18 protein-coding genes are annotated in these 17327 nt (G+C 70.0%); 6 read left to right on the top strand and 12 right to left on the bottom strand.

The features are described 5' to 3' along the window. Positions 1-576: 576 nt before the first annotated feature. Entirely contained in the window at positions 577-2079 is a 1503-nt protein-coding gene (gene guaB, locus ACPEH0_RS12590; RefSeq protein ID WP_359919841.1) for an IMP dehydrogenase, read from the bottom strand. 204 nt (positions 2080-2283) lie between these two features. On the opposite strand from guaB, the gene ACPEH0_RS12585 reads away from it, so the two are divergent. The 4 genes from ACPEH0_RS12585 to ACPEH0_RS12570 are packed head-to-tail and all read left to right on the top strand — an operon-like array spanning position 2284 to position 6372. After that, positions 2284-3603 carry a branched-chain amino acid ABC transporter permease gene (locus ACPEH0_RS12585; protein ID WP_217528267.1) on the top strand — a complete coding sequence of 440 codons (1320 nt, stop codon included), beginning with the start codon at positions 2284-2286 and terminating at the stop codon, positions 3601-3603. A 6-nt stretch (positions 3604-3609) separates the two neighbouring features. Then, the gene (locus tag ACPEH0_RS12580; RefSeq protein ID WP_217528277.1) at positions 3610-4590 is read left to right on the top strand and encodes a branched-chain amino acid ABC transporter permease; all 981 of its coding nucleotides are present in this window, start codon (positions 3610-3612) and stop codon (positions 4588-4590) included. Then, complete coding sequence (locus tag ACPEH0_RS12575; RefSeq protein ID WP_217528279.1) at positions 4580-5608, top strand: ABC transporter ATP-binding protein; 1029 nt, start codon at positions 4580-4582, stop codon at positions 5606-5608. Before ACPEH0_RS12580 ends, ACPEH0_RS12575 begins: the two co-directional genes overlap by 11 nt. After that, complete coding sequence (locus tag ACPEH0_RS12570; protein ID WP_366214317.1) at positions 5605-6372, top strand: ABC transporter ATP-binding protein; 768 nt, start codon at positions 5605-5607, stop codon at positions 6370-6372. Before ACPEH0_RS12575 ends, ACPEH0_RS12570 begins: the two co-directional genes overlap by 4 nt. A gap of 209 nt (positions 6373-6581) precedes the next feature. Here the strand turns inward: ACPEH0_RS12570 and ACPEH0_RS12565 are convergent, their stop codons facing one another. The 3 genes from ACPEH0_RS12565 to groES all read right to left on the bottom strand — a co-directional run bounded on the left by ACPEH0_RS12565 (position 6582) and on the right by groES (position 9456). After that, the gene (locus ACPEH0_RS12565; protein WP_366214316.1) at positions 6582-7943 is read right to left on the bottom strand and encodes an ABC transporter substrate-binding protein; all 1362 of its coding nucleotides are present in this window, start codon (positions 7941-7943) and stop codon (positions 6582-6584) included. Positions 7944-8089: 146 nt separating this feature from the next. Further along, positions 8090-9028, bottom strand: coding sequence for an EamA family transporter RarD (gene rarD / locus ACPEH0_RS12560; RefSeq protein WP_253035318.1), 939 nt, complete (start codon positions 9026-9028; stop codon positions 8090-8092). A 131-nt stretch (positions 9029-9159) separates the two neighbouring features. Then, positions 9160-9456 (bottom strand): co-chaperone GroES, encoded by a 297-nt coding sequence (gene groES / locus ACPEH0_RS12555; RefSeq protein WP_017203655.1) that lies wholly within the window; start codon positions 9454-9456, stop codon positions 9160-9162. Between the two features lie 170 nt (positions 9457-9626). Here groES and ACPEH0_RS12550 point away from each other — a divergent pair, with 170 nt between their 5' ends. Beyond that, entirely contained in the window at positions 9627-10826 is a 1200-nt protein-coding gene (locus tag ACPEH0_RS12550; protein WP_366214315.1) for a class I SAM-dependent methyltransferase, read from the top strand. A gap of 1 nt (position 10827) precedes the next feature. Here the strand turns inward: ACPEH0_RS12550 and ACPEH0_RS12545 are convergent, their stop codons facing one another. The 8 genes from ACPEH0_RS12545 to ACPEH0_RS12510 form a co-directional block, all read right to left on the bottom strand. Next, complete coding sequence (locus ACPEH0_RS12545; RefSeq protein ID WP_366214314.1) at positions 10828-11316, bottom strand: hypothetical protein; 489 nt, start codon at positions 11314-11316, stop codon at positions 10828-10830. Continuing rightward, complete coding sequence (gene tsaD, locus ACPEH0_RS12540) at positions 11313-12371, bottom strand: tRNA (adenosine(37)-N6)-threonylcarbamoyltransferase complex transferase subunit TsaD (protein ID WP_064003267.1); 1059 nt, start codon at positions 12369-12371, stop codon at positions 11313-11315. Before tsaD ends, ACPEH0_RS12545 begins: the two co-directional genes overlap by 4 nt. 1 nt (position 12372) lies before the next feature. Further along, positions 12373-12870 (bottom strand): ribosomal protein S18-alanine N-acetyltransferase, encoded by a 498-nt coding sequence (gene rimI / locus ACPEH0_RS12535; protein WP_217528293.1) that lies wholly within the window; start codon positions 12868-12870, stop codon positions 12373-12375. Next, positions 12867-13535, bottom strand: coding sequence for a tRNA (adenosine(37)-N6)-threonylcarbamoyltransferase complex dimerization subunit type 1 TsaB (gene tsaB, locus ACPEH0_RS12530; protein WP_311861609.1), 669 nt, complete (start codon positions 13533-13535; stop codon positions 12867-12869). Before tsaB ends, rimI begins: the two co-directional genes overlap by 4 nt. A gap of 48 nt (positions 13536-13583) precedes the next feature. After that, positions 13584-14087 (bottom strand): tRNA (adenosine(37)-N6)-threonylcarbamoyltransferase complex ATPase subunit type 1 TsaE, encoded by a 504-nt coding sequence (gene tsaE / locus ACPEH0_RS12525; protein WP_064003270.1) that lies wholly within the window; start codon positions 14085-14087, stop codon positions 13584-13586. Next, positions 14084-15199 (bottom strand): alanine racemase, encoded by a 1116-nt coding sequence (alr, locus tag ACPEH0_RS12520; protein ID WP_366214323.1) that lies wholly within the window; start codon positions 15197-15199, stop codon positions 14084-14086. The genes tsaE and alr overlap by 4 nt, the downstream gene beginning before the upstream one ends. A 5-nt stretch (positions 15200-15204) precedes the next feature. Next, complete coding sequence (locus tag ACPEH0_RS12515; RefSeq protein WP_366214313.1) at positions 15205-15561, bottom strand: holo-ACP synthase; 357 nt, start codon at positions 15559-15561, stop codon at positions 15205-15207. 227 nt (positions 15562-15788) lie between these two features. Beyond that, positions 15789-16376, bottom strand: a complete 588-nt coding sequence (locus ACPEH0_RS12510; protein ID WP_366214312.1) for a low molecular weight phosphatase family protein — start codon at positions 16374-16376, stop codon at positions 15789-15791. A gap of 116 nt (positions 16377-16492) precedes the next feature. On the opposite strand from ACPEH0_RS12510, the gene ACPEH0_RS12505 reads away from it, so the two are divergent. Next, on the top strand, positions 16493-17308 hold the full coding sequence (locus tag ACPEH0_RS12505; protein ID WP_366214311.1) for a CPBP family intramembrane glutamic endopeptidase: 816 nt from the start codon (positions 16493-16495) through the stop codon (positions 17306-17308). Positions 17309-17327: the final 19 nt, after the last annotated feature.

Below are 17327 nucleotides of genomic sequence, written 5' to 3'. Positions count from 1 at the left end.
AGCGTTCATCCTGAGCCAGGATCAAACTCTCCGTAAAAGAAAAATACTGACAACGACCGGAATAGGCCGAAGCAGCGAGTTTGAACTGACCAAAAGATAAATCATTGCTGACTATCCATCGCCGACACCGAAATGCCGGACTTTGATCCAAAGGAATCTCACCTCAGCCGAAGCCGAGATCGAGGTTATTTGGCATTTGACAAGTGCACGCTGTTGAGTTCTCAAGGATCGGATGCTCCCACACCACCCCCGCAAGGGCTTCGTAGTGAGGCAACTTCTCTACCTTAGGATGACACCCGCGAACCCGTCAAACCCGACACGCCGGCGATCTCGAAAGATCCGGAGTGTGGGAGGTGACGGCTGCGGGAGCGTCCCGATGCCCCGTCCTAGACCTGAGGTCAGACCCAATCGCAAAGCGACTGTTTTTTCTTGGAGGGGTGGTTCGCCATCTTGAGGACGGCGGGCCTTTCGGCCTCTCGCTCTTCCCTGTGGGGCGAACAAGTAATAAGTTACGCGGGGTTCGGGGACTGGGCAAATCAGCCCCGCATCCCGGGCGTGTCGGGCTCGCAGACCCGCTCAGCGCTTGTAGTTCGGCGCCTCGACGACGATCTGGACGTCGTGCGGGTGGGACTCCTTGAGACCGGCCGAGGTGATGCGCACGAACTTGCCGCGCGCCTTCAGCTCCTCGATCGTGCGGGCGCCCACATAGAACATCGACTGGCGGAGCCCACCGACGAGCTGATACGCGACGGCCGAGACCGGACCGCGGTATGCGACCTGCCCCTCGATGCCTTCGGGGATCAGCTTGTCGTCGCTCGGCACGTCCGCCTGGAAGTAACGGTCCTTCGAGTAGGAGGTCTTCTTGCCGCGCGTCTGCAGCGCACCGAGCGAACCCATCCCCCGGTAGAGCTTGAACTGCTTGCCGCCCTGGAAGACGACCTCCCCCGGGGACTCGTCGGTACCCGCCAGGAGTGAACCGAGCATGACCGTGTCCGCACCGGCGACGAGCGCCTTCGCGATGTCTCCCGAGTACTGCAGACCACCGTCGGCGATGATCGGCACGCCGGCCTCGCGCGCCGCGAGCCACGCCTCGTAGATGGCGGTCACCTGCGGCACACCCACGCCGGCGACGACGCGGGTCGTGCAGATCGACCCCGGTCCGACGCCGACCTTGACGGCATCCACTCCGGCGTCGATCAACGCCTGCGCGCCTTCGCGGGTCGCGACGTTGCCGCCGATGACGTCGATGTGCGCGAACGAGGCGTCGGCCTTGATTCGCTTGACCATGTCGATGACACCCGCGGACTGACCATTGGCCGTGTCGACCACGATGACGTCGACCCCGGCATCCCGCAGCGCCTCGGCGCGCTCCCAGGCGTCGCCGAAGAACCCGATCGCTGCGCCGACCCGCAGCCGGCCCTGATCGTCCTTCGTGGCGAGCGGGTACTTCTCGCTCTTGTCGAAGTCCTTGATGGTGATGAGCCCGGCGAGCTTTCCCTCCTCATCGATGAGGGGGAGCTTCTCGACGCGGTGGTGGGCGAAGAGGGCGATGACCTCGTTCGCCCCGATGCCGACCTTGCCGGTGACGAGGTTCTCGCTCGTCATGACGTCGCGCACCTTCGTCGTCTGGCGCTCGAAGCCCGAGACGAAACGCATGTCGCGGTTGGTGACGATGCCGACGAGGTGCCCCTCGTCATCCACCACGGGGAGACCCGAGATGCGGTACTGCCCGCAGAGCGCGTCCACCTCTTCGATGGTCGCGTCGGGGGTCGTCGTGATCGGGTCGGTGATCATGCCCGACTCGCTGCGCTTCACGCGGTCGACCATGGATGCCTGATCGGCGATCGACAGGTTGCGGTGGATGATGCCGATGCCGCCCTCGCGCGCGATGGCGATCGCGAGGCGCGACTCGGTGACGGTGTCCATCGCGGCGGAGAGGAGAGGAGTCGCGACGGTGATGCGTCGCGTGACCCGGGAGGAGGTGTCGGCCTCGGACGGGATGACGTCCGTGTGACCGGGCAGCAGCAGGACGTCGTCGTACGTCAGTCCCACGAATCCGAACGGGTCGTTGTGCTCCATGTGCTCTCCTGCATCGAACGGCTTGTCTGAATTCTAAGGCGCGGGGCGCTGCTTTCATTCCCTCCGCCCGCGATGAGGGCAAGAGGCGGAGTGTCGATGGTTGCGGCAGGGAAACACAGCGGCAACAATCGCTGGATACGGTCGTGTGGCGCCGGGGGCACCCGTACCTCTGCGCGCTGACCATGCTTCAACCAGGAGGTGTCGGTGACGACCACCCGCTCTGTGCGCGCCCGCAATCGATGGCGACGCGCACTCGTAGCCCTCATCGCCGGAGTCTTCTCCGGCGCCCTGCTGTTCGGCCTCGCGAATCCCGCGATGGCCGGCACCCAGGATCCGGAGGATTTCCCTTTCGCCGTCCAAGGCAACGTCCGGGCCGCTGGTGAGCCCGTCGAAGGTGCCACGGTGGTCGTGACGGGCGGTGAATACACGGGTGAGGCGGAGACCACAGCGAACGGATCGTGGCGCGTGCCCGTCCCCACGAAGGACGTGCCCTACACGGTCGAGCTCGTCGAGGACTCGCTTCCGGACGGCGTGAGCGCGCCCGACGGCTTCGAGTTCACGCAAGAGGTGGAGTTCGGCGCGACGAGCAACGTGACGCGCAACTTCACGCTGGGAGCGGCGGAACGGACGACGACGTCCTTCTTCGACCAGTTCCTGTCTCGAGCCGTGAACGGGCTGAACTTCGGTCTCATGCTCGCCCTCGCCGCGATCGGCGCCTCCCTCGTCTTCGGCACGACCGGTCTGTCGAACTTCGCGCACGGCGAGATGGTGACCTTCGGCGCACTGGCAGCGCTCTTCTTCTCCGTAGCCGTGGACATGCCGATCTGGATCGCGATCCCGCTCGCGGTGATCGTCTCGGGGCTGTTCGGATTCGGGATGGATGCCGGCCTGTGGCGGCCATTGCGACGAAAGGGCATCGGCACGGTCCAGCTCATGATCGTCTCGATCGGCCTGTCGCTGGCGCTGCGCTACGTCTTCCAGATGTTCGTCGGCGGTGGGACGGTCAATCTGCCGGGCGGAGCATCCGCAACGATCCCGGGGCTCGGCCCGATCCGGCTGACGGTGACCGACCTGATCAGCATGGGCGTCTCCATCGTCGTCATCGTGGCATTCGCCTTCTGGCTCATGCGCACCCGCATCGGTCGCGCGACGCGCGCGGTCTCCGACAATCCGTCCTTGGCAGCGGCAAGCGGCATCGACGTCGACAACGTCGTCCGCATCGTCTGGATCATGGCCGCTGCGCTCGCGGGACTGTCGGGCGTCCTGTGGGCTTACTTCCGCCCGGGGATCAAGTGGGACATGGGCACGAGCATCCTGCTCCTGGTCTTCGCCGCCATCACGCTGGGGGGTCTCGGCACCGCCTTCGGCGCGCTCGTGGGCGCGATCATCGTCGGCCTGCTCGTCGAGGTCTCGACGCTGTGGATCCCGTCTGATTTGAAGTACGTCGGCGCGCTCGTCGTGCTCATCGTCATCCTTCTGTTCCGTCCGCAGGGTCTCCTCGGGCGCCGAGAGCGAATCGGATAACGCCTCATGGACTTCCTCCAGATCCTCAGCAACACCGCGGCGCAGATCCTGTCGCCGGTCACCCTCGGCTTCGTTCTCGCGGCGATCGGTCTCTCCGTTCATTTCGGCTTCGCCGGCCTGCTCAACATGGGCGTCGCGGGCTTCATGGCCGTCGGCGCTTACGGCTTCGCGATCTCGACACTCACCTTCGGCCTTCCCTGGGCGGTGGCAGCCCTGATCGGCTTGGTCGGTGCGGTGCTGTTCTCCCTGGTCATGGGCATCCCGACTCTGCGTCTGCGAGGGGACTACCTGGCCATCGTCACGATCGCTGCGGCGGAGGTGGTGCGTCTGCTCTTCCTGACGTCCTCCTACCGCGAGGTGACGGGTTCGGCGGACGGCCTCTCGGGCTTCCAGCGCGACTTCCGCGCGAGCAACCCGCTGCCGCCGGGCCGCTACGGCTTCGGACCGTGGACGTATCAGTCCGACCAGTGGTGGGTCATCATCGTCGGCATCGTCGTCATCGCGGTCGTCGTCGCCTTCGTCTGGCTGCTGATGCGGAGTCCCTGGGGACGTGTCATCCGCGGGATCCGCGAAGACGAGGACGCCGTGCGCTCGTTGGGGAAGAACGTGTTCGCCTTCAAGATGCAGGCGCTCATCGTGGGCGGCGTGATCATCGCGGCCGGCGGAATCGTGACGGCGATGGGTACCAACGTGAACCCGAACGTGTACGTGACGTCGCAGACGTTCTACGTCTGGACGGCCCTGCTGCTCGGCGGCGCCGCCACGATCTTCGGCCCCGTGCTCGGAGCGGTGCTCTTCTGGGTCGTCCGCGCATTCCTGTCCAACCTCCTCCCCGCGCTCGTGAAGATCGGCTGGCTGCCCTTCCTCACCGCGGAGCAGAGCCAGATGCTCGTGTTCGTCCTGGTGGGTGTCGCCCTCATGCTGCTGGTCATCTTCCGACCGCAGGGCATCCTCGGAAGCAAGAAGGAGCTGACCTTTGTCCGCTGACGTCGCGCCCCCCGCTCCCCGTCCCAAGGCCACCGGCCTGCACAAGGGCGAGATCCGCCCCGGTGTGGAGAAGGTCGACCCGATCATCGTCGCCGACGGTGTCAAGCGAGTCTTCGGCGGCTTGACCGCCGTCGACGTCGACCACCTCGAGATCCCGCGGAATGCCATCACCGCGCTCATCGGTCCGAACGGTGCCGGCAAGACCACCTTGTTCAACCTGCTGACCGGGTTCGACAAGCCCAACGAGGGCACCTGGTCCTTCGACGGCCAGAACCTCGCCGGCATCCCGGCGTTCAAGGCCGCCCGGATGGGCCAGGTGCGCACCTTCCAGCTGACGAAGTCGCTGGGACTGCTCACGGTGCTCGAGAACATGAAGCTCGGGGCGCCCGGTCAGGGTGGCGAGACCATCTGGCGCGGCATCCTGCCGTTCCTCTGGCGCAAGCAGGAAGCAGCGATCGAGGACAAGGCCCGCGGCCTGCTCGCCCGGTTCAAGCTCGACGCCAAGGAGAAGGACTTCGCAGCATCGCTTTCTGGCGGTCAGCGCAAACTCCTCGAGATGGCGCGCGCCCTGATGAGCGACCCGACGCTGGTCATGCTCGACGAGCCGATGGCCGGCGTCAACCCGGCGCTCACGCAGTCCCTCCTCGACCACATCCTGGATCTCAAGGACCTCGGGATGACGGTGCTCTTCGTCGAGCACGACATGCACATGGTCCGTCACATCGCCGACTGGGTCGTCGTGATGGCCGAGGGGAAGGTCGTCGCCGAGGGGCCGCCCGACACCGTCATGAAAGAGCAGGCCGTCATCGACGCCTACCTCGGGGCCCACCAGGACGTCGATCTCGGCGTCGTCACGGGCCGCTACGAGGGCGAGCTGACCGCCGAAGCTCAGGAACTGATCGAGGAGCAGCACAAGCTGCAGGACACCGTCGAGGCGGATGCCACGACGCACGCCGCGGAGGATTCGTCGGCACCCGGCACTCCGGGCTCGACGCGCGGAACGGAGGAGACCAAGTGAGCGACACCGCCGCATCCCCCGCGGGCGCGACTGCGACTGCACGTGCTCAGAACGTCGTCGAGCTGCGAGATGTGCACGCCGGCTATCTGCCGGGCGTCAACATCCTCAACGGCGCCAATCTGACGGCCGCGAAGGGCGAGCTCATCGGCATCATCGGCCCCAACGGCGCCGGTAAGTCCACGATGCTCAAGGCGATCTTCGGGCAGGTGAAGGTCCGCTCCGGTGCCGTCATGCTCAATGGCGAGGAGATCACGGGCCTGCGAGCGAACAAGCTGGTGGCGAAGGGTGTCGGGTTCGTCCCGCAGACGAACAACGTCTTCCCGAGCCTGTCGATCGCTGAGAACCTGCAGATGGGTGCGTATCAGCGGCCGAAGGTCGTCAACGAACGCATCGACTTCGTGACGTCGATCTTCCCCGACCTCGCCAAGCGTCTGCAGCAACGGGCCGGTTCGCTCTCGGGCGGCGAGCGGCAGATGGTCGCCATGGGCCGCGCACTGATGATGGACCCCTACGTCCTCCTGCTGGACGAGCCGTCGGCCGGTCTGTCGCCGTCCCGCCAGGACGAGGCGTTCCTCCGCGTCTCGGAGATCAACAAAGCCGGTGTGACGACCATCATGGTCGAGCAGAACGCGCGCCGGTGCCTGCAAATCTGCGACCGGGGCTACGTCCTCGATCAGGGCCGTGACGCTTACACGGGCACCGGCCGCGAGCTGCTCAACGATCCGAAGGTCATCGGCCTCTACCTGGGGACGCTCGGCACCTGACCTCCAGAAGGACCCTTCGACGCCCCCGGCTTTCGGTCGGGGGCGTCGTCATGTGCGCACGGAATGCCGCCGGCGGACGTCCTCGGCGGCGGCATCCGCTCCCCTGCCGCGATGCACCGAGCGCCGGCCCATCGCTGCCGGTGACAGCGCGTCGGGCGCACAGAGAACGGCCCCGGTCCGAGGACCGGGGCCGTTCTGTGATCGTCGAATCAGCCGACGTTGAGGAACGAGTAGTTGTTGTCCTCGCCGTACTGGAAGACACCGATGGATGCCTCCGTCGGGTCGCCCACCTCGTTGAAGGTGATGGGGCCCGAGACACCGTCGTAGTCGGCGACCTCACCGGCGTTGATGATGTCGGCGCACTCCGCATAGGTGGTGCACTTCGTGCCGTCACCCGAGCCGCCGGACACCTGCTGCAAGTGCGCAGCGACGTCCGGACCCTCGCTGGAGCCGGCCTCGAGGGCAGCGAGTGCGAGGAGGATGACCGCGTCGTAGGACTCGGGACCGTAGGTGTAGTCCTTGAGCTCCTCGTTGCCCTCGCCCGTCCAGAACGCGTTGAGATCCTCGCGGAACGTGGCGATGCTGTCGGGGTCGACGGCGGGGTAGGTTCCCTTGGCGCCCGTCAGGGTGCCGGCCTCGAATTCGTCGCCGAAGTTCGAGAGGTTGCCGTCCACGAGGTACATCTTGTCCTTCGGGAAGTCGGCACCCACGAGCTCGGGGATGATCGTCTTCACCTCTTCGAACGTGATCAGCGCGATGGCGTCGGGGTCAGCCGCGAGGACGTCCTCGACCTGAGCCGAGAAGTTGGTGTCACCCGTGTTGTACAGCGACGCGGAGACCACCTCGCCGCCGGCGTTCTCGAAGGCGGCCTTCGTGAAGCAGGCGAGACCCGTTCCGTACGAGTCGTTGAGGATGATCATGCCGAGCGTCTCGGCGCCGTCGCCCGCGATGAGGTTGCCGAGCACCTCGCCCTGCAGGACGTCGGAAGGAGCGGTGCGCCAGTAGAGACCCTTGTCCTCGTAACCCGTGAAGGCGGCCGAGGTGTTGGCGGGCGAGAACTGGATCGCGTCGGCGGCGATGACCTGATCGATGAACTGCAGCGACGTGCCGGAGGACGCCGCGCCGATGATCGCCGTGGCGCCCGCGTTCAGCAGACGGGGGATCTCGGTCTCGTAGGCCTTGTTGTCGGTGTCGCCCGAGTCGCCCTGGACGAGGTTGATGGTCACACCCTTCGCCGCGTCGTTGACCTCAGCGGCAGCGAATTCAGTGCCGGCGATCTCGGGCGGGCCGAGGAAGGCGAGGTTTCCGGTGACAGGCAACGCGGTGCCGATGGTGAACTCGAGGTCGGTGGCGGGGCCCTCCGACGTGGAGGTGTACTCCGGGGTGTACGAGGCCGGTTCGGCCTCGTCGCAGTTGACCGGGAACTTGAAACCGGCCGGCTCGTTGGACGCGCCGCCGGACGCTGTGGGGGTCGAGGATCCGGCGCAACCGGCCAGGACCAATGCGCTCGCGCCGACCAGGGCGATGGCGCCCATGACCTTTGCGGAACGCGAACGGGAGAGAACGCTCATTGTGCTCCTTGCTGTGGTGACACGGGTCAGTTCGGGACCAGCCCGGTGTGTTCAACCTAGTGGCGCGCTCGTCTCCCCAATGTTGCCGTTCGTTAACGATGTGTAACGAGGTGGGCACGCTCCCATAACGGTCTCGGAAAGCGCGGTCAGACGGGGTCGGGCACCAGCGCTTCGGCGCGGGTCCGGTTGCGCCGGGACGACAGAAGCGAGTCCACCGTGAAGACCGCGACGGCGACCCAGACGAGGCCGAATCCGATCCAGCGCTCGAAGGGCATCGGCTCGCCGAGGATGAGCACCCCGGTGAGGAACTGCATGATCGGCGCGATGAACTGCAGGATGCCGACCACGGTCAGCGTGGTGCGGCGGGCGCCGGCGGAGAAGAAGAGGAGCGGAACGGCGGTGACGGCCCCCGCCAGCAGGAGCAGGACGGTGTGCCCGGTCCCTTCGCGGCCCATCGTCAGTCCGGAGGTGACGCCGACGAGGACGAGCTGGAGGACGGCGATCGGCACGAGCCAGAAGGACTCGAGGGTGAGGCCGCTCACGGCATCCACCGACGGTCCGATCTTCTTTTTGACGAGACCGTACGTCGCGAAGCTCGCCGCGAGGGCGAGCGCGATCCAGGGCACGCGGCCGACCGCGACGATGATCACGACCACCGCGACGCCCGCGATGCCGACCGCGACCCACTGCGCAGTGCGCAGGCGTTCCTTCAGCACGATGACGCCGAGGAGCACGGTCGCGATCGGGTTGATGAAGTACCCGAGGCTCGTCTCTACGACGTGACCGGTCAGGGTCCCGATGAGGAAGACCTGCCAGTTGACGTAGATGAGCAGGCCCGCCAGGAGCGTCCAGAGCATGAGGCGACGATCGCGCAGGATGACCCGCATCCGCCCCCAGCCGCGGGTGATCGCGAGCAGCGCGATGCAGAAGACGAGGCTCAGCAGGATGCGCCAGCCGACGACCTCCCACGGGGTCGTCGGGGCGAGGCTGACGAAGTAGAGCGGCAGGAAGCCCCACAGGACGTAGGCCGAGAAGACGAAGACGCCCCCGAGGGACTTCTCGCGCGCGGCCTGCTCGGGTGTCATGAGCACAAGCCTATGACGGTCATGACAGCGGGCGCGTCATCCGCACTGCCGTCGATCGCCCGGATCCTGCCATCAACGGGACAGGGCCCGGATGCCGAAGCATCCGGGCCCTGCGCTGCAGTCGCTGCGTGTCAGCGGACGACGACCGCCAGGACGTCGCGAGCCGACAGGACGAGGAACTCGTCGGCGCCGAACTTCACCTCGGTGCCGCCGTACTTGCTGTACAGGACGCGGTCGCCGACGGCGACGTCGAGCGGAACGCGGTTGCCGTTGTCGTCGATGCGGCCGGGGCCCACGGCCACGACCTCGCCCTCCTGGGGCTTCTCCTTGGCGGTGTCAGGGATGACCAGGCCACTTGCGGTGGTCTGCTCGGCCTCGACCTGCTTGATGACGATGCGGTCTTCGAGCGGCTTGATGGAAACCGACACGGTCTACCTCTTTCTTGCTGGTGGGGTCCTGCTACAAGACTCATCAGCACTCGCTTACCGAGAGTGCTAACAAAAGTCTAGAGCGCGGTTGGCACTCATGCAACGCGAGTGCCAACACGATGACGGATGCGGCGACGCACCATCCGACCGCGGAGACCTAGGCTGGCCGGATGGACAAGGCCGAGCTCACCGCCCTCCTGACCCCCCAGGGGCTGCGGATGATCGACGAGGTCGGACCCCTGGCATCCACCGCCGAGGTCGCGGCCGCCGTCTCGCGGCTGCGCTCCGCCGGCCACTCCCCCGATCTCGTGTCGGCCGTCGTCGGGCAGGCGCACCTGCGGGTGCGTGCAGAAGGCAAGTTCGGTCCGTTCGCCGAGCGCATGCTGTTCACCCGCGCGGGACTCGAGCAGGCGACCCGCCTCGAGGTCGCCGCCCGGCACGCCGGACGGTTCCGGGCCGCGGGGATCACCCGCGTCGCCGACCTCGGATGCGGCATCGGCGGCGACGCCCTGGGACTCGCGGGCATCGGCCTCGATGTGCTCGCGGTCGACGCCGACGAGACGACGGCCGCCCTCGCCGCCTACAACCTCGCGCCGTTCGGCGATGCGGTCACCGTGCGGCAGGGCCTCGCCGAGGAGACCGACCTGGACGGCTGGGACGCGGTCTGGCTCGACCCCGCCCGTCGGACCGCGGGGCACAGCGAGACCAGCCGCACCCGGCCCGAGGACTGGTCACCCTCGCTCGACTGGGCGTTCGCCCTCGCAGAGCGGATGCCGGTGGGCATCAAACTCGGACCGGGCCTCAATCGCAGCCTGCTCCCCGACGACGTCGAGGCGCAGTGGATCAGCGTCGACGGTTCGACCGTCGAGCTCGTGCTGTGGTCGGGCGCCCTGCGTCGCGACGGCGTGGCACGCTCGGCGCTCGTGATGCGGGGCCGGGCCGCGGCGGAACTGACGGCGGCCGCCGACGCGCCCGACGAGCCGGTCCGCGAGCTCGGCGCCTTCCTCCACGAGCCCGAGGGCGCCGTCATCCGCGCGCGCCTGATCGGCGAGGTCGCCCGGGAACTGCAGGCGGGGATGGTGGCCGAGGGCATCGCCTACCTGACCTCGGATGCCGCCTTGACGAACCCCTTCGTGCGGACGTTCCGGGTGCGGGACGTCCTGCCGATGAAGGTGCCCGCGATCAACGCCGCTCTCCGCGACAGGGGCGTCGGCACGGTCGAGATCAAGAAGCGCGGCGTCGACGTCGACCCGGCGCAGTTCCGGCGCAAGCTCGCGCTGCGCGGCGACGCCTCGGCGACGCTGATCCTCACGAGGGTGGGCGAGGGGCGGGACGCGAAGCGGGTCGCCGTGCTCGCGGAGCGCGTCTGAGTCAGCCGGATAGGGCGCCCTGCGAGGCCGCCCACCACAGCCAGCCGGCGCTGTAGGCGAGCGAGGCGATGCTCAGACCGAGACCCCAGAACGCGGTCTCGCGCTTCTCCCACGGGCGTCGCAGCGCGAGGACCGCGAGGACGACGCCGATCACCCCGACCGGGAACCCCCAGCCGACGAAGCAGGCCAGCACGAGCGCGAGCGACCCGAACAGCAGCGACCAGCCGGCGCTCCGCGGCAGCACCGGCGCCGGGGGGATCCAGCGGACGTCCGGCGCGGCGGCCTCGTCGGGATCCGGGTGCACCGCGAGCGGCGGCGCGACGGGCAACGGCTGCGTGAGCTCCCGACGGAATCCGCCCCGGTGCGCGCCGGGGAGCGCGGTGTCCGTCGGCGCAAGGACGACGTCGGGCGATGCCGCCTCGACGGCGGGGGCGGCGGGGGGCTCGTCCGCGGCTGGTGCGGCGGGCGGCGGCATCCGCTCGTCGCTCATGACGAGGGCTCCACCTGGATCGTCGTGACGGGCAGGGTCGAGTCGGCGCCGAACGCGAGGGTCGAGGCGGGGCGACCGCTCATGATGAGCTCGGACGCCAGTGCCGCGATCATCGCCCCGTTGTCGGTGCAGAGCGAGAGGGGCGGGATGCGGACGGCCACCCCCGCGGCCTGCGCACGCTCGAGCGCGACGTCGCGCAGGCGCTTGTTCGCGATCACGCCGCCGCCCAGCAGCAGGCGGGGCACGTCGTGACGCGCGCAGGCGTCGAGCGCCTTCGTCACGAGGACGTCGACGACCGCTTCGCGGAAGGATGCCGCCACGTCGGGCACCGAGACGGGCTCACCGGCCGCCTCGCGCTGCTCGACCCAGCGCGCGACGGCGGTCTTGAGCCCCGAGAACGAGAAGTCGTAGCGGTGCTCGGCCATGTCGGACGCACGCGACATACCGCGCGGGAACCGGATCGCCTGCGGGTCGCCCGTCGCGGCGGCCTTGTCGATCTCGGGGCCGCCGGGATAGGGCAGACCGAGGATGCGGGCGATCTTGTCGAAGGCCTCGCCGGCGGCGTCGTCCATCGTCTCGCCGAGCAGCTCGACGTCGGAGACGAGGTCGCGGACGAGGAGCAACGAGGTGTGCCCGCCGCTCACGAGCAGCGCGACGGTCGGGTACTCGACCTCGTCACCGGTGAGGATGTCGGCGGCGATGTGCCCCACGAGGTGGTTCACGGCGTACAGCGGTTTGTCGAGGCTGACCGCGAGCGCCTTGGCGGCGCCCACGCCGACCATGAGGGCGCCGGCGAGACCCGGCCCGCTCGTGACGGCGACCGCGTCGAGGTCGGCGAGCGAGACCTGCGCCTCGGCGAGCGCCGCCTCGATCGCCGGCTGCAGCGCCTCGAGGTGGGCGCGCGCGGCGACCTCGGGCACGACGCCGCCGTAGCGGGCGTGCTCGTCCATCGAGCTCGCGATCGTGTTCGAGAGCAGGGTGCGTCCCCGGACGATGCCGATGCCGGTCTCGTCGCAGCTCGTCTCGATACCGAGCACCAGGGGTTCGTGCGTCATCTCAGCACCATCCTTCGGCGGCGGTCGGCGCCGCGGTGCGACGGGCGTCCCAGGCGACGAGGTCCAGCTGCATGACGATCGCGTCGACGTCGTCGGGCTGGTAGTAGCGCGGCCGGCGGCCCACCTCGGCGAACCCTTCGGACAGGTAGAGCGCGGTGGCTCCGGGATTGTCGGCGCGCACCTCGAGGAACACCTCGCGCGCGCCGCGGGACCGGGCCGTCGCGAGCAGTTCGCGCAGCAGCGCGCGGCCCCGGCCGTGACCCCGCGCGTCGGCGGCGATGGCGATCGTCTGGATGTCGGCATCCGCTGCGCCCTGCACGGCGCGCACACCGCCGTACCCGACGAGGCGGCCCGCCTCGACGTCGACGACGTACCGGCCGTGGGGGGAGGCGAGCTCGCCCGCCATGAGGGCGTCGCTCCACGCGTCGGTCGGGAAGGACGCGCGCTCGAGGCGCATGATGTCGTCGAGGTCCGCGGCGGTCGCGGTGCGGAGGGTCACGAGCCGACCTTCTTGCGAGCGCCGGGGAGGGTGACGTCGGGTGCGCGCAGGTAGAGCGGCTCGCCGAGGGACTCGACCCGGCCCGCCGCGACCGCGCGCGCCGCGACGAGCGCGACCATCGCGCCCGGGATCGCCGTCACGTCCCGGCGCTCGGCGCCGTGCGCGGCGAGCGCGTCGTCGACGGCGTCGCGCGGGGTCAGGGTGGCGTCGATCACGCGCCGCGGGAGTCCGTCGTCGTCGATGCCGTCGTAGACGGTGTACGCGAACTCGCGGCGGCGGGCGTCGGTGACGACCGCGAACCGCGGCAGCTCGGCGAACGGGTCGGCGAGCAGCACCGCGAGGGCGGCCGCGTCGTGGCTGCGGACGGGGACGACCGGGATGCCACGGCCCAGCGCGAACGCGCGCGCCGCCGCGATCCCGACCCGCAGCCCCGTGAACGGCCCGGGACCCATGCCCGCGGCCACGTGGGTCAGGGCGACGGGCTGCGGAGCGCCGGTCGCACCGATGGGGCCGTGCGCGGCATCCGTCATCACCTGCTGCAGCAGGGAGCCGATGATCTCGGCGTGCCCGAGCGGGTCGGCACTGGCGACCTCGGCGCGCACCGCACCGTCGACATCGGTGACGGCGACGGCCGTGCCGAGGGACGTGTCGATGCCGAGGATCACAGGATCAAGGGTATCGGGAGGACGGATGCCGCGACGCGGCCGCCGTGGTCAGGGACGCCGCGTGACGGTGACGATGCGCGGCGCGGCGTCCTCGAGCTCGGCGGCGTAGGGGCCGGTCGTGCCGCAGGCGTTGTCGACGCCCGTGCCGCTCCAGCCGCGCTCGATCTCAAGCTCCCACCACGTGTCGACGAGGCCGTCGACCATGCCGCGCCCCCACTCGACGATGGTGACCGACCGGTCGGGGTCGAGGCCCAGGTCGTCGAGCTCGGCCGGGGAACCGAGCCGGTAGGCGTCGACGTGCACGAGCGCCGGGCCGCCGACTTCGGACGGGTGGGTGCGGGCGATCACGAACGTGGGGCTCTGCACCGGGCCGCGGACCCCCAGGCCCGCGCCGATACCGCGGGTGAGGGTCGTCTTGCCGGCGCCGAGGGGACCCGTGAGGACGAGCAGGTCGCCGGCGCGCAGGGCGCCGCCCAGCTCGCGGCCGAGCCGCTCCATGTCCTCGGGCGAGGCGACCTCTCGGCGCCCCTCGAAGTGCTCCATCCCGGTCACGACCGCACCTCCCGTCGCGGCACGCGCGGGCCGATGCGCGTGACGATCTCGTAGTTGATGGTGTCGGCGGCGTCGGCCCAGTCGGTCGCCGCGGGCACACCCGTCGCGGGGTTGCCGAAGAGCACGGCCTCGTCGCCGACCGCGACCGGGGCGTCGCCGACGTCGACGACGAACTGGTCCATCGCGATGCGTCCGGCGACGGGGAACGTGCGCCCGCCGATCGAGACGGGGCCGGCTCCCGAGGCCGCGCGCGGAACACCGTCGGCGTAGCCCATCGAGATCAGCGCGAGCGTCGACTCGCTGGCCGTGCGGTGCAGGTAGCCGTAGGAGACCCCCTGCCCCGCGGGCACGCGGCGCACAGCGGCGACCGCCGCCCGGAGCGTCATCGCGGGACGCAGCCCGAGGTCGGCGGACGACCGGTCGGCGAACGGCGACAGCCCGTAGATCGCGATACCGAGACGGACGCAGCCCAGGCGCGCCTCGGGCAGGTCGAGGGCGGCGTGGGATGCCGCGATGTGACGCAACGGCGGACGGAGACCCGCCGCTTCGGCCGCCGCCTGGGCGACCGTGAAGCGCGACAGCGCCGTGCGGTCGTCGGCGGCGGACGTGTTGGAGAGGTGACTGAACAGGCCCAGGACCCGGATGACGCCGGCCTCCTCGAGGGCCGCCGCCTCGGCGAACACCGCGCCGTAGTCGGCGGGGGCGATGCCGTTCCGACCGAGGCCCGTCTCGACCTTGAGCTGCACCGTGACGGGCCGCTCCCGCGACCCGGCCGCCGCGGCGGCGCGGACCTGCTCGAGGCTCGACACGCCGAGCTCGATGCGGGCGGCGGCGGCCTCGGCGAAATCCGCGCCCGGGGCGTGCAACCAGGCGAGCACCGGGGCGTCGATGCCCGCGGCGCGCAGCTCGAGCGCCTCGCCGACATCGGCGACCGCTAGGCGCGCTGCCCCGCCGGCGAGGGCCGCACGCGCCGAGCGGACGGCTCCGTGACCGTACCCGTCGGCCTTCACGACGGCGATGACCTCCGACGCGGTCACCCGCGCGAGGTGTCGTACGTTGTGCTCGATCGCGCCGACGTCGATGACCGCTTCCCGCGCGACGCCCTCCGGCATCCGGGTCACGATCCCACCTCCGCGACGACGTAGGCCGTCGCGAGTCCCGCGTCGTGCGAGAGCGACAGGTGCACGGTCGTGATGCCGCGGTCGGCGACGGTGACGGCGGTCTCGCCCGACAGCGCGAAGACGGGGCGGCCCGACGGTTCGGAGGCCACCTCGATGTCGGTCCAGTGCACGCCGTCCGAGCCGCCGAGCGCCTTGATGAGCGCCTCCTTCGCCGCGTAGCGGGCGGCGAGCGAGTGCGGCTTGAGGGTCTGCTCGGCGGGCGTGAACAGGCGCTGCATGAGTTTCGGGGTGCGGGCGATCGACGCCTCGAAGCGCGGGATGTCGACGAGGTCGACGCCGATGCCGATGATCATGCCGCCTCCCCCTCGCCGCGCTCTACGGCATCAGATCAGGATATCCGGGGTGCGCGGCAGGACGTTCGCACGGCGCGGCCGGCACGTACTTCGGAGATCCGGCGCCGGTGTGCGAGGAGAAAGGCGGACTTTCCGCCCGGAGTCGCTCCGTGGCGCCGATTTCTCCGCGGATGTTGCCGCCGCCGGGATCAGCCGCCGGGATCAGCCGCCGGGATCGGTCGACGGGATCAGCCGACGGCGAGGCGGACGACGCGCTCGACGGCGTCGAGACCGGGCGAGAGCTGCGCGTCGGAGCGTGCGTAGGTCTCGCGGGAGCGGCCGTAGGGGTCGACCACGTCGTCGTCGGCGGGATCCGCGGGCGGGAGCACGAGACCGCGCTGCCCCGACAGGACGGCGAGCGCGCCCCGCAGGCGGTCCCGCGGCTCCGCGCCGACGGCACCGGCCCGCAGCGCCTCATCGGGGGTCGCTGCGGCGAGGCGCTCGAACTCACGGATCGTGAACGCGGTCCGCAGCTGCCCCGGGGCGAGCTCGACCACCGCGCGCCGGTGGTCGCGGTCCATGGCGAGCACCAGGTCGGGGCCTCGCAGGATCGCCTCGGTCAGGTACCGCGATCCGTGGGCCGCGATCCGGTCGGCGGGCACGCCGCGGGCGATCGCGAGCTCGGCGGCTTCGACCGGCATCCGCACCCCCTCGCGTGCGCGGATGCCCGCGCTCGTCGCCGCCACGCCGAGGTCCGCGAGGCGCTGCTCGAGGACGAGCGCCGCGAGCGGCGAGCGGCAGATGTTGCCCGTGCAGACGGTGAGGATGTGGATCACGCGGGGCCCTTCGAGACGGATGCCGCGACTCGCCCTCGCCCGAGTCGCCCCCTCGGTGCTCGGCGGGACGGTGGCGCGGGGATGGGACGCGGACGGGCACCCGGTACGGTAGGCCCGTGCAGGATCAGCTTAGCGACGGCCCCTCGTCCCCCGCGGCGGAGGCGGAGACCCCGATCGCCGAGCCCGAGCACCGCCCCGACGGCGACGAGCGGCGCCGCCGCGGCCGTCGCCGACGCCGCACCGACTGGCGCCTCGGCGGCACCGGGGTGCGCCCCTGGAACGGCAGTCTGCTGGTCCTCGCGCTGCTCAGCCTGGGCGCGGCGATCTTCGCCGGCTCGCTCGTGCAGCTGCTGTGGCGGTCCCCGTCGGCGCCGCTGGTCTCGACGGCGATCCTGTGGGTCGGGATGCTGGTCCCCGTCGTGGTGGCGTTCCGCCGAGGACGCCCGGCCGGGCTGCTGCGCGTGCGCGGCGCGGACGTGATCTACGGACTCGCTCTGGGCCTCGGCCTGCGGGTGATCGAGGGATGGGTGTCGGATGCCGCGGCCCGCCCGTTCCCGTCCGCGAACCTCACCTCGTCGTGGCTGCTGTTCGAGGCGATCCCGTCGGGGCTCGTCGGCCCGGTGGTCGAGGAGTTCTTCTTCCGCACCGTCATCCTCGTCGCGATGTACGGGCTCCTCCGTCGCACCGCGGGTCGCGCGGCGGCGGCGGTCGCGGCGGTCCTCGTCTCGACGGCGAGCTTCATCCTCATCCACGTCGTCGACGGCTCGCTGCCGCTCGGCGAGTCCCTCTCGGTGGGCGCCGTCGGCCTCGTCTGCGCGACCCTCGTCATCCTGACCGGTCGCGTGTGGGGCGCCGTGTTCGCGCACATCGTCTACAACGCGACGGCGCTGCTCCTGATGGCGGCGGGCGCGGCGATCTCCGGCGGGCAGTGACACCACCCGCCGGAGCGCA

It is taken from the genome of Microbacterium sp. NPDC079356, assembly GCF_049545465.1.
GTDB classification, from domain to species: Bacteria; Actinomycetota; Actinomycetes; order Actinomycetales; family Microbacteriaceae; genus Microbacterium; species Microbacterium gawkjiense.
This window is presented reverse-complemented; position numbering and strand designations above follow the sequence as displayed.

What these genes read in the sequence shown, in the direction of transcription:
- guaB (WP_359919841.1), bottom strand. Translation starts at nt 2,079, where the DNA reads ATGGAGCACAACGACCCGTTCGGATTCGTGGGACTGACGTACGACGAC.
- ACPEH0_RS12580 (WP_217528277.1), top strand. Translation starts at nt 3,610, where the DNA reads ATGGACTTCCTCCAGATCCTCAGCAACACCGCGGCGCAGATCCTGTCG.
- ACPEH0_RS12565 (WP_366214316.1), bottom strand. Translation starts at nt 7,943, where the DNA reads ATGAGCGTTCTCTCCCGTTCGCGTTCCGCAAAGGTCATGGGCGCCATC.
- rarD (WP_253035318.1), bottom strand. Translation starts at nt 9,028, where the DNA reads ATGACACCCGAGCAGGCCGCGCGCGAGAAGTCCCTCGGGGGCGTCTTC.
- ACPEH0_RS12550 (WP_366214315.1), top strand. Translation starts at nt 9,627, where the DNA reads ATGGACAAGGCCGAGCTCACCGCCCTCCTGACCCCCCAGGGGCTGCGG.
- ACPEH0_RS12545 (WP_366214314.1), bottom strand. Translation starts at nt 11,316, where the DNA reads ATGAGCGACGAGCGGATGCCGCCGCCCGCCGCACCAGCCGCGGACGAG.
- tsaD (WP_064003267.1), bottom strand. Translation starts at nt 12,371, where the DNA reads ATGACGCACGAACCCCTGGTGCTCGGTATCGAGACGAGCTGCGACGAG.
- alr (WP_366214323.1), bottom strand. Translation starts at nt 15,199, where the DNA reads ATGCCGGAGGGCGTCGCGCGGGAAGCGGTCATCGACGTCGGCGCGATC.
- ACPEH0_RS12515 (WP_366214313.1), bottom strand. Translation starts at nt 15,561, where the DNA reads ATGATCATCGGCATCGGCGTCGACCTCGTCGACATCCCGCGCTTCGAG.